The sequence below is a fragment of the Bacillus haynesii genome, from assembly GCF_001969855.1.
Lineage (GTDB): Bacteria > Bacillota > Bacilli > Bacillales > Bacillaceae > Bacillus > Bacillus haynesii.
Genome location: NZ_MRBL01000013.1, coordinates 168,072 through 188,417, shown reverse-complemented (window position 1 = coordinate 188,417; position 20,346 = coordinate 168,072). Strand labels below are relative to the sequence as shown.

17 protein-coding genes are annotated in these 20,346 nt (G+C 47.0%); 8 read left to right on the top strand and 9 right to left on the bottom strand.

The window, feature by feature from the left end:
* The first annotated feature begins 4 nt into the window (after positions 1-4).
* Both mmsA and mmsB read left to right on the top strand, forming a co-directional pair.
* Positions 5-1,573, top strand: a complete 1,569-nt coding sequence (gene mmsA, locus BTA31_RS12235; protein WP_076791904.1) for a multiple monosaccharide ABC transporter ATP-binding protein — start codon at positions 5-7, stop codon at positions 1,571-1,573.
* On the top strand, positions 1,548-2,759 hold the full coding sequence (mmsB, locus tag BTA31_RS12230) for a multiple monosaccharide ABC transporter permease (protein WP_043925985.1): 1,212 nt from the start codon (positions 1,548-1,550) through the stop codon (positions 2,757-2,759). Before mmsA ends, mmsB begins: the two co-directional genes overlap by 26 nt.
* A gap of 49 nt (positions 2,760-2,808) precedes the next feature.
* Here the strand turns inward: mmsB and BTA31_RS12225 are convergent, their stop codons facing one another.
* Positions 2,809-4,080: an MFS transporter gene (locus tag BTA31_RS12225; RefSeq protein ID WP_076791901.1), complete on the bottom strand. Its 1,272-nt coding sequence runs from the start codon at positions 4,078-4,080 to the stop codon at positions 2,809-2,811.
* Between the two features lie 15 nt (positions 4,081-4,095).
* Positions 4,096-5,013: a bifunctional helix-turn-helix transcriptional regulator/GNAT family N-acetyltransferase gene (locus tag BTA31_RS12220; RefSeq protein WP_076791899.1), complete on the bottom strand. Its 918-nt coding sequence runs from the start codon at positions 5,011-5,013 to the stop codon at positions 4,096-4,098.
* Between the two features lie 272 nt (positions 5,014-5,285).
* Between BTA31_RS12220 and BTA31_RS12215 the strand changes: the two genes are divergently transcribed.
* On the top strand, positions 5,286-7,358 hold the full coding sequence (locus BTA31_RS12215; protein ID WP_076791897.1) for a beta-galactosidase: 2,073 nt from the start codon (positions 5,286-5,288) through the stop codon (positions 7,356-7,358).
* A gap of 6 nt (positions 7,359-7,364) precedes the next feature.
* Here BTA31_RS12215 and BTA31_RS23030 read toward each other — a convergent pair whose 3' ends face one another.
* The 4 genes from BTA31_RS23030 to BTA31_RS12200 form a co-directional block, all read right to left on the bottom strand.
* Positions 7,365-7,523, bottom strand: coding sequence for a hypothetical protein (locus BTA31_RS23030; RefSeq protein WP_167370609.1), 159 nt, complete (start codon positions 7,521-7,523; stop codon positions 7,365-7,367).
* A gap of 76 nt (positions 7,524-7,599) precedes the next feature.
* Positions 7,600-8,745, bottom strand: coding sequence for a phytase (locus BTA31_RS12210; protein WP_076791894.1), 1,146 nt, complete (start codon positions 8,743-8,745; stop codon positions 7,600-7,602).
* Between the two features lie 313 nt (positions 8,746-9,058).
* Positions 9,059-9,379 carry a hypothetical protein gene (locus BTA31_RS12205; protein WP_076791891.1) on the bottom strand — a complete coding sequence of 107 codons (321 nt, stop codon included), beginning with the start codon at positions 9,377-9,379 and terminating at the stop codon, positions 9,059-9,061.
* A 103-nt stretch (positions 9,380-9,482) separates the two neighbouring features.
* Positions 9,483-10,973, bottom strand: a complete 1,491-nt coding sequence (locus tag BTA31_RS12200) for a peptide MFS transporter (protein WP_076791888.1) — start codon at positions 10,971-10,973, stop codon at positions 9,483-9,485.
* A gap of 291 nt (positions 10,974-11,264) precedes the next feature.
* Here BTA31_RS12200 and BTA31_RS12195 point away from each other — a divergent pair, with 291 nt between their 5' ends.
* Positions 11,265-13,001, top strand: coding sequence for a right-handed parallel beta-helix repeat-containing protein (locus BTA31_RS12195; protein ID WP_076792006.1), 1,737 nt, complete (start codon positions 11,265-11,267; stop codon positions 12,999-13,001).
* A 23-nt stretch (positions 13,002-13,024) separates the two neighbouring features.
* Here the strand turns inward: BTA31_RS12195 and BTA31_RS23840 are convergent, their stop codons facing one another.
* The gene (locus BTA31_RS23840; protein ID WP_043925991.1) at positions 13,025-13,243 is read right to left on the bottom strand and encodes a YczF family membrane protein; all 219 of its coding nucleotides are present in this window, start codon (positions 13,241-13,243) and stop codon (positions 13,025-13,027) included.
* A 124-nt stretch (positions 13,244-13,367) separates the two neighbouring features.
* Between BTA31_RS23840 and BTA31_RS12185 the strand changes: the two genes are divergently transcribed.
* The 4 genes from BTA31_RS12185 to BTA31_RS12170 are packed head-to-tail and all read left to right on the top strand — an operon-like array spanning position 13,368 to position 18,133.
* Complete coding sequence (locus tag BTA31_RS12185; protein ID WP_076792004.1) at positions 13,368-15,011, top strand: spore germination protein; 1,644 nt, start codon at positions 13,368-13,370, stop codon at positions 15,009-15,011.
* Positions 14,995-16,218, top strand: a complete 1,224-nt coding sequence (locus BTA31_RS12180) for a Ger(x)C family spore germination protein (protein ID WP_076791884.1) — start codon at positions 14,995-14,997, stop codon at positions 16,216-16,218. Before BTA31_RS12185 ends, BTA31_RS12180 begins: the two co-directional genes overlap by 17 nt.
* 24 nt (positions 16,219-16,242) lie before the next feature.
* Positions 16,243-17,349, top strand: a complete 1,107-nt coding sequence (locus BTA31_RS12175) for a GerAB/ArcD/ProY family transporter (RefSeq protein ID WP_043925994.1) — start codon at positions 16,243-16,245, stop codon at positions 17,347-17,349.
* A 55-nt stretch (positions 17,350-17,404) separates the two neighbouring features.
* Entirely contained in the window at positions 17,405-18,133 is a 729-nt protein-coding gene (locus tag BTA31_RS12170; RefSeq protein WP_076791881.1) for a MerR family transcriptional regulator, read from the top strand.
* 31 nt (positions 18,134-18,164) lie between these two features.
* On the opposite strand, the gene BTA31_RS12165 is transcribed toward BTA31_RS12170, so the two are convergent.
* Together BTA31_RS12165 and BTA31_RS12160 are read right to left on the bottom strand one after the other, a co-directional pair.
* Positions 18,165-18,848 carry an ABC transporter ATP-binding protein gene (locus BTA31_RS12165; RefSeq protein ID WP_076791878.1) on the bottom strand — a complete coding sequence of 228 codons (684 nt, stop codon included), beginning with the start codon at positions 18,846-18,848 and terminating at the stop codon, positions 18,165-18,167.
* A gap of 15 nt (positions 18,849-18,863) precedes the next feature.
* Entirely contained in the window at positions 18,864-20,303 is a 1,440-nt protein-coding gene (locus BTA31_RS12160) for an ABC transporter permease (protein ID WP_076791875.1), read from the bottom strand.
* Positions 20,304-20,346: the final 43 nt, after the last annotated feature.

Here is a 20,346-nt window from a genome sequence, read left to right as displayed (position 1 = left end):
TCCGATGTCCGATTGCATTTTGGAGATGAGAGGCATCGCGAAGGAGTTTCCCGGCGTCAAAGCGCTTGACAATGTCCACCTCCGCGTTAAAGCGGGCGAAATCCATGCCCTCTGCGGGGAAAACGGGGCGGGCAAGTCGACCTTGATGAAGGTGCTGAGCGGTGTATATCCGTACGGTACGTATACGGGCGACATATTGTATAAAGGGGAAGTATGCCAATTCAAAAATATTAAGCAAAGCGAGGGAGCGGGGATCGTCATCATTCACCAGGAGCTGGCGCTCGTCCCCCAGCTTTCCATTGCGGAAAATCTTTTTTTGGGCAATGAACAGGCCAGCCGCGGCGTCATCAATTGGCGTAAAACAAAGCTGGAAACACTCGAATTAATGAAAAAAGTCGGGCTTCATGACTCTCCGGATACGCTCGTTTCCCAAATCGGCGTCGGAAAGCAGCAGCTTGTTGAAATCGCCAAAGCTTTGGCAAAAAAGGTGCAGCTCTTGATTTTGGATGAACCGACGGCGGCTTTAAATGAAGCTGACAGCGAGAATCTGCTGCAGCTCTTACTCGAACTGAAAAAACAGGGGATCTCTTCAATTATGATTTCCCATAAATTAAATGAGGTCACGAAAGTCGCAGATTCGATTACCGTGCTCCGGGACGGACAAACGATCGAAACGCTTGATGTTCAAAGCGGGCAATTGACCGAAAACCGGATTATCAGAGGCATGGTCGGTAGGGAGCTGCAAAACCGATATCCTGACAGAAGCGCCAAGATCGGAGACGTCATCTTTAAAGTGAAGGATTGGACAGTTCACCATCCGCTTCAACAGGATCGCAAAGTGGTTAACATGGCGGCCCTTTCCGTCAAAAGAGGAGAGATCGCAGGAATTGCCGGACTAATGGGCTCCGGAAGGACGGAGCTGGCGATGAGCATTTTTGGAAGGTCATACGGAAAAAACATCTCCGGCACAATCGAAAAAGACGGGCGGGAGCTTTGCATCCGCCACCCTGAAGAAGCCATTAAAAACGGCATCGTCTATGTGACGGAGGACAGGAAAGGAAACGGTCTGATTCTGGAGGACAGCATTAAAGAAAACATTACGCTGTCCAAATTGGATAAGGTGTCGAGCCGATTGGTGATGGACGAACGGCGCGAAAAACATGAAGCGGAGGATTTTCGCCGGAAATTAAACATCAAGACGCCCGATATCAGCCAGCGGACCGGAAATTTAAGCGGAGGCAATCAGCAGAAGGTCATGCTGAGCAAGTGGATTTTTGCGGAGCCTGACGTTTTAATTCTGGATGAACCGACGCGCGGCATCGATGTCGGCGCCAAATACGAAATCTACGGCGTCATCAATCAGCTTGCCGAAGCAGGTAAAGCGGTTATCATGATCTCTTCGGAGCTTCCCGAGCTGCTGGGGATGTGCGACAGAGTCTATACGATGTGTGAAGGGGAAATCACCGCCGAATTTTCCAAAGAAGAAGCTGATCAGGAGAAGCTGATGAAATATATGACCATCCGCATGAAGAGAGGGGGAGAGGCGTATGCAGACACCGGTGCAAACGGATAAAGACCGCGCTCAGCCCGGTTACTTTCAGCTGTTTCGCGACATGTATAAACAGAACATCCGGAAATACAGCATGGTCATTGCGCTCGTGTTTATTATGCTGCTGTTTCAAATACTGACAGACGGAATTTTGCTGAGACCGCTGAACATTACGAACCTGATTTTGCAAAACAGCTACATTCTCATTTTAGCCATCGGGATGATGCTCGTCATCATCACGGGACACATTGATCTGTCAGTCGGTTCAGTCGCCGCTTTTGTCGGCGCCGTCTCCGCAATGATGATCATCGAAAACGATATGCCGCTGTTCGCGGCGGTCGTCCTGTCGTTGCTTCTGGGAGCGGCAATCGGCGCATGGCAGGGGTTTTGGATCGCCTATGTCAAGATTCCGGCTTTCATCGTGACGCTGGCGGGAATGCTTTTGTTCAGAGGACTCACGATGATCGTGCTTGAGGGGAAATCGATCGCGCCATTTCCTGTGTCCTTTCAAAAAATGGCGTCCGGCTTTATTCCGGACTGGCTGAACGGAGGCACGCTCCATATGACGACAATTGTCGCCGGAGCGGGTGTGTCGATTCTTTATCTCGTGTATCAGCTTCAGCAGAGAAACATGCAGAAGAAATTCCAATTTGACTTGCAGGGAAAAGGTCTGTTTGCAGTTAAGGTGTTTTTTATCATCGCCATTATCAACCTTTTTACCTACATTCTCGCGACGTACGAAGGCATACCTCTCATTTTGATCACATTGTTCGTCTTAATCGCCGGGTACACATTCGTTATGAAAAAAACCGTCATCGGGCGGAGAATCTACGCGATCGGCGGCAATGAAAAAGCGGCCGAGCTTTCAGGAATCAAAACAAAACGGCTCACCTTTATGGTCTTCGTCAATATGGGCGTCTTAGCCGCCCTTTCCGGCTTGATTTTTGCCGCCCGTTTAAATGCGGCCACTCCGAAAGCAGGAAACCTGTTTGAACTTGACGCTATTGCGGCCTGCTTCATCGGCGGTGCTTCGGCTTACGGCGGTATCGGCACGATCGGCGGGGCCATCATCGGCGGTCTTGTTATGGGGGTTATGAACAACGGCATGTCGCTGCTCGGTCTGGGCATCGACTGGCAGCAAGCGATTAAAGGCCTTGTCCTTCTGATTGCCGTTGCATTTGATATTTACAATAAGAATAAAACTTCTTAATTCATAAAGAAAAACCTGTTTTTGATGTTCAAAAACAGGTTTTTCTTCATTAGCTTTGCTGGACGGAACGGCCTTCCTGATTCAGTGTTGGATTTATTTTTTTAGGTTCCGGCAGCAGGATGTTCAAAATGCTTGCTACCGCTAAAATAACGATTGAAAGGTAGAAAGACAGGTTATAGTTGCCTGTTTGGCTGTACCAGACGCCCGGCAAATAAGCGCCGAGCGCCGAACCGAGCTGGTGGCTGAGGAACAGCCAGCCGAGAATGAACCCGACGGAGTACTGCCTGAAATACTGGGTTGCGAGCATTTGCGTCGGGGCGACGGTCGCAAAGTCGACCAAACCGAACAAAACCGCGAAGCAAAGCAGGAGCATCGAGTTGTGGCTCGACAACAGAATGACAAGCGACAGCGCCCTTACGGCATATAAAAAGCACAAAATTTTTCGGCTGCTCCAGCGGTCAGCGACGACGCCGGAAATCAAAATGCCGATGATGTTAAACCCGGCCAGCAGGCTGACAGCGGCGCTTGTTACTTCGGTCGAAAACCCGTGGTCATGCGAAAAAGGGATAAGATGGGTATCCATTAACCCCGTCGTTGTAAATCCGCAAATGAAAAACGGCAAGACGAGGAACCAAAACGTCCTTTTGAGAAAAACAGCTTTGTATGGAATCTTTTTAGGCTGGGCGTCCGGCTCTTCTTTGATCTCGCTGCCCTGAGAGCCGCCGATCGGCTGTGCATTCTTTTCCGAAGGATGATTCCGCAATAACAGGATGACGATCGGAAATACGATAACAGCTAAAAACAATCCGAGAACGATGACAGTCACTTTCCAGTTAAACCAGTGGATCATCATGAGCGATCCAGGGACAAGCAGCATCTGTCCCGCACCGAATCCCGCTTCCATAATGCCGAATGCAAGCCCTCGCTTCTCATTGAACCAGTTGGTCACGATCACGGTCGATGCGACATTCGACGCACCGCCGACGCCGAGAGAAACGATGATGCCGTACAAAATAAACAGCTGCCATGGAGAAGTCACGAGATATGTAAAAAAGATGCTCAAGCCGACCAGAAGCGTGCTGAGGGATAAAATGATCCGCGGTCCGAATCGGTCGACAAGCCTGCCGATCACAGGCTGGGATACGCCGTAGACAATAAAGCTCAGCATGGATATAAGCGAAATCGTGCCTCTGTCCATTGAAAATTCCTCTTCCCAAGGCTGAATAAAGGCCCCGAAAGAAAGGCGCACTCCTTGAACGGCCAAAAGCGTCAAAAACGTCACAAAAACGATAATCCAGGCGTAGTGTATTTTCCGTTTCATAGATCCTCCATTTCGTCAGCCTAACTCGGCATCCCAGCGTTCTTCCCGGAGCCGCTGCCCCCATAATAAAGTCTCGTCTTTCACTTCCGTCAGTCTGAATCCGAATTTTTCATACAAGGGCCGCGCTTCAGCCATCGTACTTACCGTCCATAGAAAAATCCGCTCAAACTGATTTTCTCTGCAATAATCGATGAGATGCTTCAAAAGGCGCGTGCCGACTCCCTGATGCCGAAAAGCGGCGTCGACCAGATACCATCTGAGCTGCACGGTTTTGCCGGGGTGTTTAACGAGCCCGACGCATCCCGCAAACCTTCCGGCGCTCTCCGCGATCCAGATTTTTTCGATATCGGCATCAAATGTTTCGTGAAGGTAATCCAAAAATGAATCGTCCCAGCCGTGTGTCTTCCCGTAAAAGGCTCGCTGTTTTTCGATCATCAGTTTGATATCGTCCGATATATAGTAATCTCTTATGGAAACGGTCGACTTTTCGGGAGGCAGGTGTTCCGACAATATGCATTGAATTGTATTCATCGCCTCTGTCAGCTTTTCCTGATGGCGGCCGTCGATATGCTTCAGCATGTATTCGATTTGCTGATTGGCTTTTGCCTCCAGCTTTTTATAAATGGATTCACCGAAGCTGGTTAAATAGATATAGTGGTTGCGGCTGTCCTCCTCGCTTCTCTTTTTATAGACCATATTTTCCTTTTCAAACCGCTTCAGGATCCGGCTGACATAGCCCCTGTCCAAGCCGAGCGTATCTTGAAGCAGTTTGGCTGTACAATCGGCCGTATTGTGAATTTCGAATAATATCCGGGTTTCCGTCAATGAAAAGGGGCTGTCATAAATATGTTCATTCAGAAAACCGAGCACATTTGTGTAGAATCGATTGAACTTTCTGAATTTTAATGTGATAGAATGATTGATTTCCGTCATCTCAGAACCTCTCTTCCTGTAAATCGTTGCTTTAATCAATTATAATAAAATAGTTGATTTAGTCAAGTGTATGGAAATAAAGTTAAAAATGTTAATGATAGAATATATTTTACAAATAAAGAAAGAGAAATTCAATCATACAGGAAAATTCATCCACCAGGCAGGAAAGAGGGAAGAAAACAGAGTATATAATCTAACAACCTGTTTTTGAAAGCGTTTAATGTCCGTCTCCGCGTCATATGAAAACGAGGAAGAAAGGATGAAACTTTAAGATGGTCAAACCGTATCCCCCGGTCAGCCGGAAAGTTCCCCGACTGTTGCATGGAGCCGATTACAATCCGGATCAATGGCTTAAATATCCAGACGTTTTAAAAGAAGATATCCGCCTGATGAAGCTGTCACGCTGCAATGTGATGTCTGTCGGCATTTTCTCCTGGGTTTCGCTCGAGCCTGAAGAAGGAAGGTTTACATTTGATTGGCTCGATCAGGTTCTTGATACTTTCAAGGAAAACGGAATTTATGCGTTCTTGGCTACACCGAGCGGTGCCAGACCGGCCTGGATGTCCAAAAAGTATCCGGAGGTGCTGAGAACGGAGCGCAACAGGGTCAGAAACCTTCATGGAAAGCGGCACAATCATTGCTATACGTCGCCTGTTTACCGAAGGAAAACGGCGATTATAAACGGAAAGCTTGCGGAGCGCTATGCGTATCACCCTGCTGTCATCGGCTGGCATATCTCCAATGAATACGGCGGAGAATGCCATTGTGAACTTTGCCAAAACAAGTTCAGAGAGTGGCTGCTCGCGAAATACAAAACGCTGGACCGCCTTAATCATGCATGGTGGACATCGTTTTGGAGCCATACCTATACAGGTTGGGACGAGATCGAGTCGCCCGCTCCGCACGGCGAGGATGCCGTTCACGGTCTGAATTTGGACTGGAAACGTTTTGTCACGGATCAGACGGTTGATTTTTGCCGGCATGAAATCGCCCATGTCCGTTCTTTTAACCCTGATCTGCCCGTGACGACGAATTTTATGGGGACGTACGCCGGATTGAATTATTGGAAGTTTGCCGACTTGCTTGATGTCATCTCATGGGATTCTTATCCGTCATGGCACAACAGCCGGCAGGAAGACAGTCGGCTTGGAGCCGATATTGCTTTTGTTCATGATATCAATCGTTCTCTTAAAGGCGGCCGGCCGTTCATGCTGATGGAAAGCACGCCGAGCATGACGAACTGGCAGGATGTCAGCAAGCTGAAACGCCCCGGTATGCATGAATTGTCATCATTACAGGCAGTCGCTCACGGTTCGGACACTGTTCAGTATTTTCAATGGCGGAAAAGTCGCGGCTCAAGCGAAAAATTTCACGGGGCAGTTGTTGATCATGAGGGATCAGAGCATACGCGCGTTTTTCAGGAAGTGAAAACGCTCGGGGAAAAGCTCGAAAAACTGGAGGATGTCGCAGGAACGACAGTCGAACCCGAGGCCGCGATTATATTTGACTGGGAGAATCGCTGGGCTTTGGAAGATGCCCAAGGTCCGCGCAATATCGGGATGCATTATGAACGGACCGCCAAATCGTTTTATGAACCGTTTTGGCGGGAGGGCGTACCGGTTGATGTGATTCACATGGAGGCCGATTTCTCCCGCTATAAGCTTTTGGTCGCCCCGATGCTCTACATGCTGAAGGAAGGCATCGCTGAAAGGATTGAACAGTTTGTTCAAAACGGAGGTACATTTGTCGCCACTTATTGGTCGGGCATTGTTAATGAGAATGATCTTGTGTTCCAGGGAGGGTTTCCTGGCGGCTTAAGAAAAACGCTCGGCATTTGGTCTGAGGAGATCGATGCCCTTCATGACGGACAAAAAAACACGATTGTGATGGACGCAGATAACCGGCTCGGGTTATGCGGAAGCTATGAAGCAAGCGAGCTTTGCGATCTGATTCATTTAGAAGGGGCCGAAGCGCTCGCTGTGTACGGGGAAGATTTTTACGCAGGCCGGCCGGCGCTGACGGTCAATTTGTTCGGAGACGGGAAGGCCTACTATATCGCTTCAAGGAATGAGGCGGCGTTCCAAGAGACGTTTATATCCAGGCTTATTGAAGAGTGCGGGATTGTCAAAGTGCTCGATACAGAGCTCCCGAAAGGCGTCACCGCCCAGCTCCGCACAGACGGCCGCCACGATTATATTTTCGTGATGAATTTTACAGCGGAAAACAGAAGTGTCACGCTTCCGGAAGAAGCCTTTACGGACGTCTTAAAAGGAACCCGGAAAAAAGGCGCGCTCAAACTGCCTCCTTACGGAACGAGCATTTTACGGAGAAGCCGTAAGGCCTAGGAATCCTCAATTTTCAGGCTGACGCTTCGTGCAACATGCAGCAGCGAGCAGGAAGATAACAGCTGAAATGTACGCCAATACACCTTGATTAAAAACGCTGAGAAACACCACATTTGATAAAACAGCCAACATGATAAACACTACAGCATAAAGATTTAGACGCAATACCATCCCTCCATTAATCGTTATCTTAACATAAAGGGATGTGAAAAATCCGCGGGAAATACCCGCGGATCCGTCGTTATTTGGCTCGGTTTTTCAGTTTTCGGGGATTGACCTGATCATCGATATCAGGCTTGTCGTCCAGCGCGTCGGCAATTTTTTCCCAGGAGACAATTTTGAAGTTTTGATTGAGCTGTTGTCCATTTTCCGTATTTTCGCCGTCTTGAGCGACAAAGATTCCGTATGGATATTTTTTGCCGAGGCCGAAGCCGATGACGTCGATTCCATCGGTATCGCTTGTCCCGTCGATTTCTTTACCGTCCTCAATTGAAAAAGCGGTGACATAGTCGTTTTTCCCGCGCCGGTCATAGATGGCATAACGGTTATCGCCCTGACTGGACGCGATTAAATACCCTTCTCCGTCCTCCCCGTAGTAAATCGTCAGCCCTTCAATATCAGCGGTTAAATGCGGTCCGCCAGCGCGATCGACGATTTTTCCTTTATCTCCGCCGTTTGGCTCGGCGCTGAAAGACCAAATCGCAACGTCTTCTTCGGCGATGTACATTTTGCCGTATTCATCATCTGCTGCAAGCCCTTCTGTTTGAGAGCTCATTTTGAATGAGCGGACCTTTTTGCCTTCGACTTGTCCTTTTCCGTTGTCAAACAGTTCATATTGCTCGAATTCTCCGTCCTTTCCGGTCACCATGGCGTAGAACTTGCCGGTTTTCTGGCTGTGATACAGGCTGAAACCATAGACCTCCTGGATATCGGTTTGAATAGGTTTTTGAGGATTGCCGATGTTCTTCAGCTTGTTTTTTTCGCCGTCAAAGGCGTAAATTTCAACCGTGTTTTTGCCGTCTGACCGGTTTGAGGCCCCGGCAATATCAATTTTTTTGCCATCGAGCGGAAAATTGTAGCGCAGATCGACATTGTTTAATTTGCCAAACGGATAGGCCGCAAGCTGTTTTCCGTTCAAATCATAGACGATTAAGCCCGATTTTTTATTTGTTGTGATCAGCCGGCTTTTTTCTGGATGCTTCGGGTGAACCCAAATCGCCGGGTCATCTGCCGCGTCGTCAGGGGTATCCACCGGCGCTGTTTCTGCATCTGCAGTCACTGTGAAGTCTTTATGAGCTGCAGCTTCGTTATGGGGGAGACTGCTCCATGAGGGAGACAATAATGATGCTGCAAGTGTTGAAAAAGCGAGCGTTTTGTAAAAGATCATATCTTAACCTCCTTTTGATAACACTTATACTAGCAAATCAATGAAAATTATCATTTGAGAAAATGTAAAATTTTGTTAAAAGGGAGGTTGCCGATATTTAGAATACGAATCCGCAAAGAAAACCCCCGGAATTCTTTCCGGGGGTTGCCTTTAACAGCGCGAGTATTCTCTGTTTTTCATTGAATCGGAATGTATATATCAAACGCAAGCTCGTTTAAATCCTGATCCATCGGGTAAAATTCCAGTTGTGTAAAAGCGTCACAGTTTAAACGAAGACCTTGATTTTTGATCCATTGATATATTTTTTGATAAGTCACTTCAGGCCGCTCATGCTGCGGATGCCTGGTATGAGCATAGTCAGAGCGGGCACATGATAGCTGATCATTCCTTCCGGAAGGGATTCAGGAAGGTTCTCCGTCTCCATTAATATATAAAAAGTGAATTCCTCTTCGCCGTGATGATCTGATATGGCCCACATGCCGCTGTCTTCTTGAATATCGACTATTTCTCCGCGCCGGTCTTTCAGCTGCTGAATGACGCCGTGGAGCTTTTTTGCCTGGGCTTCTTCGAATGAAACGGTTTGTGAAAAGCCAACACCAACAAATTCGGACTTTGCCGTCTTTTTGATCTCCAAATTTTATCCTCCCATACCGCGCTGATTGATTCATCAGTTATTCGCTGGACAAGAAGCAAATCCTGCAAAAAACAGGAGAAAAGGAGTATCAGCCTGTTGCTTTTTAATTGACACCCTTCATAAATTTCTGAATTTTCGGTGACAGCAACATCAGAATGATTCCGAGCAGGATGGATACACCGCCGATGATGCCGAAGTAGGCGATCTCGGTATCAACGCTGTAAAATCTGACGATCTGTGCATTGATGGCCTGTGCAGAAGCGTTTGACAGGAACCATAGACTCATCGTCTGCGCTGAGAAAGCCGCAGGAGCTAGCTTTGACGTTGCGGATAATCCGACTGGAGACAAGCACAATTCCCCGAGAACGACGATCAGGAAGCTCAGCACAAGCCACATTGGATTGGCAAGCGATTCAGTGCCGTTGATGTAAGCAGGGAAAATCATGACGACAAATGATAGTCCGGCTAAAATCAACCCGAGTGAAAACTTCGTCGGCGTTGACGGCTGGCGGTTTCCGAGCCTCATCCAAATCCATGCGAAAACCGGTGCAAGCATAACGATGAACAACGGATTCAGCGACTGGAACCAAGATGAGTGCAATTGGACACCTAAAAATTCTAAATGAGTGCGTTTATCTGCATAAGTGGCTAAAATATTGGCCCCTTGTTCCTGAATCGCCCAAAACATCATCGATGCGACAAACAGCGGAATGTAAGCTGTGAGACGTGAACGTTCATCACTCGTCGTTTTGGAGCTTTTAAACATGACGATGAAATAAATCAGCGGGATCAAAATGCCGAGACAGCTGACGATCATCGTAAACAGCTCGATTGTCATCCAACCCATAAAGGTGGAATAGCCAAAGATGGCAGCGATCACCAAAACACCGATTCCAATCCGTCCAAACACCATTTTTCTTTCAGCGGGTGTCAGTGGATTCGGTACCGTTCTTCCGGCAGATCCGAGGTTTTTCTTCCGTGTTGCTAAATAGGTCAGCAGCCCGAACAACATGCCGATGGCAGCAAGGCTGAAGCCGAGATGGTAGTTGTATGTCTGACCGACTGTGCCGACGATAATCGGCGCAAGAAATCCGCCAAGGTTGATCCCCATATAGAAGATGCTGAAACCTGAATCGCGGCGAGTGTCTTCAGGGCTGTATAAATCGCCGACAACGCTTGATACGTTTGGTTTTAAAAGGCCTGTCCCAATGATGATCAGGAACATGCTGATGAAGAACGCGGGAACGCTTCCCGGGAAAGACAACAGAATGTGTCCGAACATAATGAGCACACCGCCGTAAAACACGGTGTTTGCAGTTCCGAGGAGCCTGTCCGCTATCCAGCCTCCGATAATGCCGGACATATAGACGAGGGAACCGTATACGGCCATAATCGAGTTCGCTGTGGTTTGATCAAACCCGAGGCCGCCTTTTGTCACCTCTGTATACAAATAATAGATAAGGATGGCTCTCATGCCGTAGTATGAAAAGCGCTCCCAAAATTCAGTGAAGAATAAAGTGAAGAGTCCGCGGGGATGTCCAAAAAACCCCTTTTTCGGAATGTTTTGAAAAGTTTCTTTTTGATGGTTTGACATTCGCAATACTCCTTCTCTTTCTATGTCTATTATAAAAATCATATTCTTATATAATGTTCGTGTCAATACACCTTCAATCGATTTGAATTTTTGATCGATGATGCCACAAGTTGTGAAGCGCTTTACAAGCGGATAGAAAAAAATTTTGGAAGAAAATTTGGATTGAAAGATTTTTTAATAAAATTTTATCTATTCATGTACAAGCGGAGTTTACTAGATTGGCATATATATATAACGCGAACCGTTTTACAAAAGGAGGCTGAAAACAGCGTGCAGCAGCAACCTGATGAAATGAGAATGATAGTGGTTGACGTGACAAAGTTCGGTGCTGTCGGCGACGGCAAAACAGACTCCACAAATGCGATCAACGAATGTTTGGCGTGGACAAAGTCGATGGGATACAACACGGTATGGATACCGAACGGCACGTACCTGATTGACGGGACGAAAAACGGCGACCCGCAGGTTCCGTTTCGCGGCGCTGGCATCAATGTTCCGGGGAATATTGAAATTTTGATGGACGCGGAGGCCGTCATTAAGGTAAAGCCGAACAGCTCATGGGGATACGCTGCTTTTTATATAGGCGGAACATCCAATGTGAAAATATCCGGAGGCAGCATCATTGGGGAAAGAGATGAACACACATATACACCGGCCCCGAGGCCGACTCATGAATGGGGATTCGGAATTTGTATCGAAGGGGCGTCAAATGTCGTCATTGAACACGTGAGAATAGCCGATTTTACAGGAGACGGAATCATTATCAGCAACGGAGGAGAAGGCTATAAGCCGTCAGAGCGTATTAAGGTAACCAACTGTGAAATTAGGCGCTCCAGAAGAAATAACTTGTCAATCACAGGGTGTGACAATGTTCTTGTTGAAGGATGCGAAATTACAGATGCAGGGACAGGCAACGGGACCGCTCCTCGCTTTGGCATTGATATAGAAGGCTATAGTGAAGGCAGCATCGTCTATGAAGAACCCGTCAATGTCATCATCCGAAACAACGTCTTAAAAGGCAATATCAACAATGCCATTTCCAATTTCAACGGCACTTCTGTCATCATCGAAGGCAATGTCGCAGACGGCACCATTTCATACGGCTATGGAACGGGAACGACGATTGTAAATAATATCATCAAGAAAAACCCCGAATTCACCGGACAGAGCACCGGAATTAACGGCCTCGGTGTAGGGGCTTTGGAAAAAAGAAGCGATGCCCTCATAAAGGGAAATTTGATTTCCGGTTTTACGACAGGCATCGATATCCGCGGAAAAAGCGTTTTTGCTACGGGGAATCAAATCCGTGATTTTGTAAATGCCGGAATTCTTGCTTATCAAGCGTCGCAAATCTTTATTGAAGGAAATCATATTGAAAACGACGTCCCTGAACAAAGGTCCGGCACCGCTCTCAGCATTACGCAATCGGACAATGTAACGTTTTCCGGCAACCATATCGCAAATGTCGTTCTTGCGGTCAGGAGCACAGGGGCCGACGTCGTAATGAAGCATAACGTCATTAAGCAATTCTCCAGGGGCATATGGATATCGCAAGGAAATGCTGTGATAGAAGGAAACTTTATTTCGCCTTCCGGCTTTCAAACGGTGCCGGAGTCATATGCTGTATCCGTCACAAATACGGCTTCCGCAGTCATTCAGCAAAACACCATCACCGACTTCAGAAACTTTCCAATATACTGCTCGACAAATCAGCATACAAAAATAATCGGAAACTACATTGAAGATTCACCGCTGGTCGTCACGATGTATCTCACTCGCGGAACACACGAAGTTATCGGTAATACGATAACGGTCAGCAGGCCGTCCTTGCCGGCCATCCTCATTTATCTTGACCAATCGTCGGACTCAGCGATCCTCAACAACACACTCCGCAGCAATACGGCTGCAAGAGTGACAGCAATTCAAACCAACACGTCAAGGCAAACGCTGATCATCGGCAATACGATTGTAAAAGGAATCATCCATTCCCACCAGACAGATACGGTCAATGGCAATATCGAAGTTTAAGCTCCCTTTTGATAGGGAGCCTTTTATGTCCTTTTTTTCTTCTTGCGAAAGTTTGCCGAGGCTTCGAGAAAAATGATAAACAAAAATAAAAGGATTATGATCCACTCGCCCACTTCTAAGATGGCAAACGTCAGTGAGTTTATCATGGCTCTTTGCAAAGTCATGCCTTGAAATACATCGAGGATGACGGCAAAAGCCTCTAAGGAAGCAAATAATAAAAGCCCGATTCCGATTAATTTCAACTTTGCACCACTCTCCGTTCCCCGTTATTTTTTCTCCTTTCATAAAGCACTATTCGCCCGGGAATAGTATAAATGTGCTTTTGCAAGGAAAAATATGAAAAACGAAAAGGGGATTCTGACAGCCATGCCATTCTTTTTTAAAGGTCGTCATCAAAAAGATAACAAACAAGAATCTCTTATGAGCGGAGATAAGAACCCGGAAACCGTAAAGGTGTCTGGGTTTGTGCGTCCCTTGCTTGCCGAAAACCTGAGCATGATTAAAGAATTGACCGGAAACAGCGCGGATATCGTCATCCGTAAATTAAAAACGGGCGCTGACGAAAAAATCGAAATAGCCGTCATTTATGTCGGCGGCATTACAGATGAGAAAGCGATCCATGACTTTTTGCTGGAATCGATCATGAACTCCAAAGAATTGGCGAAAAAGGAGTACAGCAGAGAGGTTCTTGAGACGATTGCAAGTGATGCCGTTGCACTGGGCGGTGTCGAAAAAGAAAAGCGATTGGACAAACTGCTTGAATCTTTGATGGCAGGGGATACGATCATTTTGGCCGAGGGGACGGAAACAGCGGTTATTACGACCACGAAAGGCGGGGAAAAGCGCTCGATTAAGGAGCCTGAAAATCAGCAGGCATTCCGCGGTTCACGTGAAGGATTTATCGAAGCTCTCGACACGAATATTTCTTTGGTGCGCAGAATCATTAAAAACCCGAATCTTTGGGTTGAAAAAACGACGATGGGAAGCGTCACAAAAACCGATGTGGCAATCATGTATGTCAACGGGGTGTGCGATCCGAAAACGGTGAAAGAAGTCAAAAAAAGGATGGAAAGCATTGAGATCGACAGCATCCTTGAATCGGGTTATATTGAACAGTTTATCGAAGACGCCGTATTTACGACCTTTCCGACGGTATATCATACTGAAAGGCCGGATATGGTCGCAGGGAATCTGCTTGAAGGAAGAATCGCCATTTTTGTTGACGGTACACCGTTTGTCCTGCTTGTCCCTGCCGTTTTTATTCAATTTTTTCAATCTGTTGAGGATTACTATTCACGCTTTGACATTGCGACGTTCATCCGCTTTTTACGCGTGTTGATCTTTTTTATTTCGCTTATTGCGCCTGCCGTCTACGTTGGTGCGACGACGTTTCATCAGGAAATGATCCCGACGGAGCTTTTGATCGTAATTGCCGCGCAGCGTGAAATCGTTCCGTTCCCGGCTGTGGTGGAAGCTCTGATTATGGAAGTTTCGTTTGAAATTTTGCGGGAGGCGGGCATCCGGCTTCCGAAAGCGATAGGTTCAGCCGTTTCGATTGTGGGAGCCATCGTCATTGGGCAGGCGGCCGTTCAGGCGGGGATTGTGTCGCCGGCGATGGTCATCGTCGTAGCGATCACAGCGATTTCAAGTTTTGCTACACCTTCTTTCGCCATGGCGATATCCGCCCGGCTCGTTCGGTTTTTCTTCATATTAGCCGCGGCGACGACTGGTTTTTACGGCATTATTCTTGGACTGATCATCATGTTTGTCCATTTATGCGGCCTGCGTTCGTTCGGTGTTCCATATATGACTCCTTTTGCGCCGTTTATTTTAAAAAACTGGGGCGACTCCATCGTTCGTTTGCCCTGGTGGACACATGAGAAGCGGCCTGAACTGATCGGTAATGACAATAAGGTGCGCCAAGGAGAATACCAGAAACCCGAGCCGCCGGAGTCAGGCGATATGAAGACAAAACAAGAAGATGGTGATCAAAATGAAACGAAGCCTTAAAATTGTGCTCCTATTGGCCGCCATTGTTCTTCTTCAAGGATGCTGGGATAAAAGAGAGCTGACAGATTTGCTGCTGATCACTGCTATCGGTATTGATAAAGGTAAAGATACAGATTACGAATTGAGCTATCAGATCGTCAATCCGATCAATGTGACAGGAGGCCTTCAAGGCGGACAGGGAGGAGACAGGCCGCCGGTTTCAAGTTATTCTGTGACGGGAAACAATCTGACGGAAATGAGCAGGCATGCGTCAGCGAAAATGTCGCGGGAGATTTATTACTCTCACACCAACTTGTTGGTTGTTGATGAAAAACTCGCTAAGGAAGAAGGCTTGATTAAAATTCTTGATGTTCTTGACCGGGACACCGATTTTCGTTCAACGGCGACGATTATTATTTCCCGCGGCCAAAAAGCGAAAACATTCATCCGGACGCTGACGCCGATCGATAAGATCCCGTCAAATAAAGTAAACAAAACGCTGCAATTTACTGAAAAGCATTTGGGAGAACAAATGAAAACGAGCGTCCAGGATGTCATCAAGTGCTTAACATCGAAGGCAAAGCACCCGATTATTTCTTCCTTTAAAGTAACCGGAAATAAGGAAAAGGGTGAAAAAATGGAAAACGTGCAGTCTACATCTCCTGAGGCAATAGTCGAAGCGGACGGCTTGGCAGTCATTAAAGAGGGCAAACTCGTCAATTGGCTTGAAGGCAAAACCGCGAGAGGCGTTTTATGGCTGCGCAATAAAATCAGCAGGACGTATTTGACAATTCCAGTGAATCACGAGAAAGATGCCGTCACATTTGACGTCATCCGCCAAAAAACAAAAGTCAGCTCTCACCTGAAAAACGGCAAGCCGGCGATTTCGGTTGACGTCGACATGGAAGGGGACATCGGCGAAACAACTGTGCCGATTCACCTGGATGATCCAAAAGTGCTGAGCGACATCGAAAGAAAGGTGGCAAAGGAACTGAAAAATGAATTGCAGAATACGATTGACGTTGTTAAGCGAAACAAGACGGATGTTCTGCAATTCGGTGATGTTGTCTATCGCACCCACCCGGAAGTGTGGAAAAAGATGGAGGGCGAGTGGAGCAACCGGTACTTTCCTGACACAGATGTCGACATTACGGTTAACGCATATGTAAGGAGAACAGGTTTAAGGAACAACCCGAACATTTTGAATCATCATGAAGGGCGTTCTTGAATGAAAGAGAGAGGAGGGCTTTAAATGGAAAAAGCAAAAATCAGTGCTGCACAGCTGTTCGTGCTGATTGTTCTGTTTGAACTCAGCAGCTCTCTGCTGATTTTTCCTGGACAATCTGCCGAACAGGACGCCTGGATCGCGATCTTGTTCGGAACAGTCGGAGGGCTGGCTTTGTTTATGATGCACCACTTTTTCTACCAGGTGAATCCTGATGCCTCTCCCTATGAAACGCTGATGAATATTTTTGGAAAACCGGTTGGCTGGGGCCTCTCTTTTATCTACATTGTTTATTATTGTTATATTGCGGCAAGGGTTTTACGCGATTTTGGCGAAATGCTGCTGACATCGGCTTATCCGAACACACCGATTATCTTCGCGAATGGATTGTTGATTGCAGTTTGTATTTTTACCGTGAGGAAAGGAATCGAGGTCCTGGCCCGTTCAGGCGAGCTGCTGTTTGGCATCATGTTTTGGCTTGCTGTCACGGGCCTCATCCTGATTGTTTCGTCAGGCTTGGTTAAACCGAAAGAGCTTTTGCCTATTCTCGGAAACGGCCCCGGTCCGATGCTCCATGCCGTGTTCACGCAAACACTTTATTTTCCGTTTGGAGAAATTATCGTCTTTACATTGATCCTGCCGTATTTAAAGGAAAAGAAACAAGCGAAAAAAGCCGGGTTGTTGGGAATCGCCATCAGCGGCATCATCCTGGCTTTTAATGTCGCATTGAACATCAGCGTGCTCGGCGTCGACCTCAATATGCGGTCGCGCTTTCCATTGCTGAGTACGATCCAGACGATTCAAGTAGCCGAATTCTTGGACAGGCTTGATGTATTTTTCATGCTCGTGTTGGTGATTGGCGGTTTTTTTAAGATGAGCATTTTCATGTATGCCGTAACCGAAGGTGTGACCGTTTTATTCAAGCTTAAAAATCCCTCCAAAATTGTTCATGTCATCGGCATTATCATTTTGATTTTGTCCGTCTCTATTGCCAGTAACATTTCAGAGCATGTTAAAGAAGGAATCGAGTTTGTTCCATTATATGTCCATTTGCCGATGCAGGTGATCCTTCCCGCTTTTATTTGCATAGTCGCTTATGTGAAAATGAAAAAAAATAAAAAAAAGGCCATGTAATGGATTGACTCCGCCCTTAGGGCACCCTTTAACATGACAGACGAGGTGAGGTTTGATGCTCTATACGGTAAAAGAAGTGGCTCGCTTGGCGAATATCACGATCAAAACGCTGTACCACTACCATAAAATCGGCCTTCTATGCCCCGCAGAGGTGACGGATGCCGGCTATCGTCTTTACGGGGTAAAAGAGCTGGAACGGCTGCAGCACATCTTGTTTTATCGGGAGCTCGAATTTCCGCTCAAGGCAATTAAGCAAATACTGGACGGTGAAGCTGATCGACTGACGATTTTGTCTGAGCAAAAACGTCTTTTTACTGCCCGTTTGGACAGGGTAAAACAGCTTATTTCTACGATCGATCTCTCGATTCAGCAGGCCGGGAAAGGAGAAGCAATGGATCAATCGAGCATGTTTAAAGGGTTTTCAAGCAGCGGGGAATGGGAGGATGCACTCGCTGAACAGAACCGCTATTTGAAGGAGACGTATGATGTCGATTTGCTGAAAGGGGAACCGATCATAGCGGAAGAAATGAATGAAAAAGCTGAAGAGGCGGCCCGTTTTATGAATGGAATGGCCGAAGCGCTCAGAGACGGAGTCAAACACGACCATGAACAAGTGAAGACCGCAATTAAACGGCACCTCAAGTTTTTGGGGATCACGCCCGAAGATTTTCAGACGCAGACACGCTTCTTTATCGAAGATGATTTTCATCGCGGAATGCTTGAAAATCAGCAAACAGGCCTCTCGTATTATTTGGCGGCGGCTGCAGAAGCTTTTGCTTCATAAAAAGAAGGGGGAACGGCTCATGCCGTTCCTCTTATCCTGCTGATCTGCGGTTTTTGACGGTAAAGCCGCCCCTTGAAAGCCGGATGTTGACATCGGATACTTTCGCGATCTGTTCATCATGGGTGACCATGATGACGCATTTGTTTTCTTGGTGGGCAAGGTTTTGGAAGAGCCGGACGATGTCCTTTGATGTATCTTCATCCAAGTTGCCTGTCGGTTCATCGGCGACGATTAAGTCCGTGTCGCAGCAGAACGCTCTGATGATGGAGACACGCTGCTGCTGGCCGCCGCTTAATGTCAATACTTTCTGTCTGGCCTGTTTTTCACGGATGCCGACTTTTTCGAGCATCTTCAAAGCGTATTGTTCTTTGTTTTGGACCTGAGAACCGGTAATTTCCATAGCCGACGTGATATTTTGGAGAGCTGTCATATACGGCAGCAGGTTATAGGACTGAAAGACGATCGATACATATTGATTGCGGAAGCTGGTCAGCCCGATTTTTGAAATATTTTCTCCTTTATACAGGATGTCCCCCTCTTTTGGCACGTCAAGTCCGCCTGCCAACGATAAAAAAGTGGTTTTGCCTGAACCGGAAGTCCCGACAATCGTATATAAGAGTCCTTGGCTGAATTGAATGCTGATATCTTCGAAAAGAGGCTGTTCCTGATTTTTATACCAATAGCCGACATTCTGAAATTCTAAAATACTGCCCATGATCTTCACTTCTTTCTATTCTTGTTTTGTTAAAATCGTTTTCGGATGGAGCCTTAAAACAGATATTGACGGAAGGAGTGTCGCGAACATCGCGATTAATAGGCCGGTGCCGCCGAGTGCCATTAAGTCCCCGAAGGATACTTGAATGTCGAGCTGATCAATGGCTGAGACTTGAGCGGTACTTTGTCCGAAGAAGCCTCCTCCGCCTGGACCCACCATTCCGCCTGCAGACTGGCTAGCTGACGTTTGTTCGATTTGCTGGCTCAAGAGCTGATTCCCGATTTGCCCCGCAATCAGGCTGCCGGTTAATGCTGAGATGCCGATGGCAAGCACTGCGATCATTAAGATTTCGGCCAAAAACTGTCCGACCAGTTTCCAGCGTTTTTCACCGATCGCCATCAGAACGCCCATTTCGTATTTTCTTTCCCTGATTGACATCATGACGATCAGTCCGAGGATCACCGCTCCCGCGATCGTGACAAGATAGACGACATTTTTCGAGAAGGACGCGACATTTTCAATCGGGCCGACCATCTGCTGGTACAATTGATCATTGGCATCCAATGTGAGTGTATCCAAATCAATGCCTGTTTTCTTGGCAGCCGCAATGAAAGCGTCGATGTTGGAGGCGTCGTCCATATTGTAGACCGCTTCATCAATCGCGTTTTTATAATCGTCGCCTTTTAAAACCGATGCCGCCGTATATGGTGTGTAGATTTTGTTATAAGGGTTTAAAAAGGCGAAGTTTTGCGCTTGATTGTCTCCGGATGAAGTCGTTTGATAGATTCCGACGATTTTTAAATTGATCGTTGTATCTTCATCGCTGCTCGCTTTGACTTTGATCGTATCACCGACCTTCAGATCGTTTTCTTCGGCAAGCGTTTCTTCAATCACGGCAACTTTTTTATTCACATCATCCTTTGTTAAAGCACGGCCTTCGGTGATCTTTGATGTTCCGTCGGAAAATTCGCTGACAAGGGCTGTGCTTGTCACACCTTCGATTGATACGTCAGCCTGCATCATTTGCCGGCCGCCCTGTTCATTGCCGCCCGGCCCGGCCTGCTGATCGCTGTTTGAGTTCGTTGAATCCTCGTCACCGCTTTCGATCGGAGCGAAATTGTCCGCTAAAGCAGATGTTGAGGAGATGAAGTTATAGCTTTTGACATGGTCAAGGCTCGCAAGTTTCTCGGCTGATTTGACAGAAACGGGAGTCGATTCAAACCTTTTCCGGTCTCCTGATTCCTGCTGTTTTTTCATCATTTTTTCCCTGTCAACTTTGAGCGTGACGCTGCCTCCAAGCTGTTCCCTTGCCAGTTCGCTCGATTTCACGGCTGCCGACTGGATCGTAATTCCTGTCAGCACGAGCACGCAAATCATCGTGAAAACAAACAATTGTAAAAGTGTTTTTCCTTTTTTCGCTTTCATGCTCCAAAAGGCTCGTTTGAAAAAATTCATAACGCGTGATTCCTCCGTATCTATTTCATTTATTATGGCTGCG

Excerpts from the sequence above, each read along its gene's own strand:
- mmsA (WP_076791904.1), top strand. The coding sequence starts at position 5 with ATGTCCGATTGCATTTTGGAGATGAGAGGCATCGCGAAGGAGTTTCCC.
- mmsB (WP_043925985.1), top strand. The coding sequence starts at position 1,548 with ATGCAGACACCGGTGCAAACGGATAAAGACCGCGCTCAGCCCGGTTAC.
- BTA31_RS12225 (WP_076791901.1), bottom strand. The coding sequence starts at position 4,080 with ATGAAACGGAAAATACACTACGCCTGGATTATCGTTTTTGTGACGTTT.
- BTA31_RS12220 (WP_076791899.1), bottom strand. The coding sequence starts at position 5,013 with ATGACGGAAATCAATCATTCTATCACATTAAAATTCAGAAAGTTCAAT.
- BTA31_RS12215 (WP_076791897.1), top strand. The coding sequence starts at position 5,286 with ATGGTCAAACCGTATCCCCCGGTCAGCCGGAAAGTTCCCCGACTGTTG.
- BTA31_RS12210 (WP_076791894.1), bottom strand. The coding sequence starts at position 8,745 with ATGATCTTTTACAAAACGCTCGCTTTTTCAACACTTGCAGCATCATTA.
- BTA31_RS12200 (WP_076791888.1), bottom strand. The coding sequence starts at position 10,973 with ATGTCAAACCATCAAAAAGAAACTTTTCAAAACATTCCGAAAAAGGGG.
- BTA31_RS12195 (WP_076792006.1), top strand. The coding sequence starts at position 11,265 with ATGAGAATGATAGTGGTTGACGTGACAAAGTTCGGTGCTGTCGGCGAC.
- BTA31_RS12185 (WP_076792004.1), top strand. The coding sequence starts at position 13,368 with ATGCCATTCTTTTTTAAAGGTCGTCATCAAAAAGATAACAAACAAGAA.
- BTA31_RS12180 (WP_076791884.1), top strand. The coding sequence starts at position 14,995 with ATGAAACGAAGCCTTAAAATTGTGCTCCTATTGGCCGCCATTGTTCTT.
- BTA31_RS12175 (WP_043925994.1), top strand. The coding sequence starts at position 16,243 with ATGGAAAAAGCAAAAATCAGTGCTGCACAGCTGTTCGTGCTGATTGTT.
- BTA31_RS12170 (WP_076791881.1), top strand. The coding sequence starts at position 17,405 with ATGCTCTATACGGTAAAAGAAGTGGCTCGCTTGGCGAATATCACGATC.
- BTA31_RS12165 (WP_076791878.1), bottom strand. The coding sequence starts at position 18,848 with ATGGGCAGTATTTTAGAATTTCAGAATGTCGGCTATTGGTATAAAAAT.
- BTA31_RS12160 (WP_076791875.1), bottom strand. The coding sequence starts at position 20,303 with ATGAATTTTTTCAAACGAGCCTTTTGGAGCATGAAAGCGAAAAAAGGA.